The 1,850-nt window shown below is 73.4% G+C and carries 3 protein-coding genes; 1 reads left to right on the top strand and 2 read right to left on the bottom strand.

All coding sequences use genetic code 11. From position 1 onward, the window contains the following. On the bottom strand, positions 1-567 hold a 567-nt coding region (locus tag E4099_RS31655; RefSeq protein WP_135342533.1), incomplete at its 3' end, for a TerD family protein. Positions 568-802: 235 nt separating this feature from the next. On the opposite strand from E4099_RS31655, the gene E4099_RS31650 reads away from it, so the two are divergent. Next, positions 803-1,312 carry a DUF6643 family protein gene (locus E4099_RS31650; protein ID WP_135342532.1) on the top strand — a complete coding sequence of 170 codons (510 nt, stop codon included), beginning with the start codon at positions 803-805 and terminating at the stop codon, positions 1,310-1,312. A 55-nt stretch (positions 1,313-1,367) separates the two neighbouring features. Here E4099_RS31650 and E4099_RS31645 read toward each other — a convergent pair. After that, positions 1,368-1,850, bottom strand: a 483-nt coding sequence (locus E4099_RS31645; protein WP_135342531.1) for a TlpA family protein disulfide reductase, incomplete at its 5' end; no start/stop codon positions are given.

The raw sequence follows: 1,850 nt of genomic DNA, 5'->3' as shown, positions 1-1,850 counted from the left end.
GGGCGCGGCCTGGGCGGCCGGGGGCGCGGCGGGAGCGGTCCGCGGCTCGTCCACGGTGATGCCGAAGTCGGTGGCCAGCCCCGCCAGCCCGGTGCTGTAACCCTGGCCCACGGCGCGGAACTTCCACACGCCCTGCCGCCGGTAGAGCTCGCCGAGCACGAAGGCGGTCTCCACGGTGGCGTCCTGGCTGTCGTAGCGGGCCAGCTCGGCGCCGTTCGCCGCGTCCAGCACCCGGATGTGGAGCCCGGGGATCCGGCCGAACGACCCACCGTCGGCCGAGGCGGCGAGCACCACGGTCTCGATCTCGGGCTCCATCCGCTCCAGGTCCGCGAAGAGCACATCGGTCACCGTGCCGCCGGCGCCGCGCTTGCCCTCGTGCCGGACCGCCCCGGAGGCGTGCGCGGGTTGGTTGTAGAAGACGAAGTCCGCGTCGGAACGGACCTTTCCGGATACCAGCAGCAGCGCCGAGGCATCCGCGTCCGGAATTCCCGGTCCGGTGCGCCAGCCCAGTTCGATCCGCACCGCCGAGGCCGGCACCTGAATATTGGCGCCCTTGCGCATCGTCATGGCTTCCCCCTGCCTTTCTCTCCTGTTTGGCGACACCCTGCCGCAGCCCGCCGAAGGCCGTCAGGCTACGCGGGGTAACCCCCCAAGAACGTGCTCTTTACACGTTCCCAACGCACCTTGGCGACCGATTTTCCCAGGTTCGCTCGCATTGCGGATCGCCGGCCGTCCGGAACCCGTGAAACAACCGGCCGACCCGACTCCCCAATGAGCACATCGTGGGCTTAAGTTATGGACTATGACCTCCCCCCGCAGTACCTACGGCGGCGGCTACTACTCCACGCCGTCCTTCACGGACACTCCCATCTACGACAGCCTCGTCGCGGAGCGGGGAACACCGCAGATCGCCCCCATCCGGGTGCCCTCGCCCTACGAGCCGGGCGGCCACTTCCCGGCCGCGCTGCCGCCGGCGCTGCCGGCCCTGCCCGCGGCGCCCTCCGCGCCCGCGCAGCACACGCCGCCGCACGGCTACCCGGCCCAGGGCGGCCTGCCGCAGCAGCCGTCCGGGCTCCAGCACGCGCCCGCGCCGTACATTCCGCCGCCCACCGGTGGACCGCGCGGCTACCCGGGCGCGCAGCAGCCGATGCAGCAGCAGCCGCGCCCGGCCGCCAACCCGACCGGCTACGAGGCGATGCGTCCGGCGGTGCCGCGGCCGGCCGCCCCCCGCCCGGCGATGCCGCGCCCCGCGCCCAGCCCGTACGAGGACCCCTACAACCGGGGCCAGTACCCGCAGAACCCGGGCTACTGAGCCGCCGCGCCGCCCAGCGGGAGGGGGCCGGGTCCGCATGCCGCGCCGTGCCGGTTCAGGCCGGCTCGGCGATCAGCGGTTTGAGGACGGCGCGCAGCTCGCTTTCGGTCAGCACCGTCAGCGCCCGGGCGGCTATCCGGCCCTTCCGGTCGAGGACGACGGTGGCCGGGATGGTCTGCGGGTTGATGCTGCCCTTGGGGAAGTGCAGCGCGATCCGGCCCATGGGGTCATAGAGGCTGGGGTAGGGGACGCCGAAGGTCTGTTCGAAGCGGGCGGCGCCCTCCCGGCTGGGGTCCGAGGTGTTGATGCCGACGAAGCGCACCCCGCGGGCCCGGGTGTCCTTGGCGACCTCGACCAGGCTGGGGGCCTCGCTGCGGCAGGGGCCGCAGTAGGAGCCCCACAGGTTGACCACCACGACCTGGCCCCGGTAGTCCGCCACGTCCAGCGGCCGGCCCTGGAGCGTCGTGCCGGAGAGGTCGGGGGCGGGTCGCCGGGCGTCCGCCCGTACGGTCCCGATGGGGCCGCTCCCCTGGAACTG

It is taken from the genome of Streptomyces palmae (genome assembly GCF_004684805.1).
In the GTDB taxonomy this organism is placed as follows: domain Bacteria; phylum Actinomycetota; class Actinomycetes; order Streptomycetales; family Streptomycetaceae; genus Streptomyces; species Streptomyces palmae.
The sequence above is the reverse complement of the archived record's forward strand: the minus strand, read 5'-3'. Positions and strand labels throughout refer to the sequence as shown.

Coding starts and splice junctions, on each gene's coding strand:
- E4099_RS31650 (WP_135342532.1), top strand. CDS start 803: ATGACCTCCCCCCGCAGTACCTACGGCGGCGGCTACTACTCCACGCCG.